This is a genomic window from Vibrio sp. 2033, from assembly GCF_033339735.1.
The window spans coordinates 1-576 of record NZ_JAWOVC010000617.1 but is presented as its reverse complement, the minus strand read 5'-3'; the positions used below and the strand labels follow the sequence as shown (position 1 = coordinate 576).

The following is a 576-nucleotide window of genomic DNA, read 5'->3' as shown; positions in this document are numbered from 1 at the left end:
GCGACAACTTTTGGGGATGGAACATCCGTTGCTAACCCTAACGCAGAAAAAAGTGCAGCAGTTAATAGGCTTGCGTTAGCGGTAAACGTGTCTGTCCACGGTAATAGATCGAGCATGGCAGGGCCAAACACGAGACCAAATAAACATGCCAATACAGCAGATGGAATGTACATGCGTTGTAGCAATGGCGTGTGCACGCGAATCACTTTCGCTACAATCAAAAGTAAGCCTGCGATGGCTAAGTCAGTCAGCATTAGACCTTTTGGCATTTTTTGTCCTCCAGTAAATGCATTCAAGGGGCATCATCCGTTTGACCAACCTTGATGAAATAAATAACTCCACGTAAGAAAGCGCGAATACGAAATCTTTCGAGTACGGAGCAATGGTCGTTTCAATCAGCGCTCAAGTGCGCTAAAAATCATGAAATGAATATAATTGTCGAGAATGTTCGTGAACTGTTGAGAAACTCGAGCAAGTTTCTCGATTTTATTTTTGATAGTTCACTCAGGAAGGGCGTGTATCCTAGTCAGTTTGAATAGGCAATGCAATTGAGCAGAATCAATAAAACATGCCTAA

Annotated in this window: 1 pseudogene; it reads right to left on the bottom strand. The window is 42.9% G+C overall.

Annotated elements, in window-relative coordinates:
* A pseudogene (locus R7P74_RS28115) lies at positions 1 to 269 on the bottom strand (sodium/glutamate symporter); the annotation flags it as partial.
* Positions 270 to 576 lie beyond the last annotated feature (307 nt).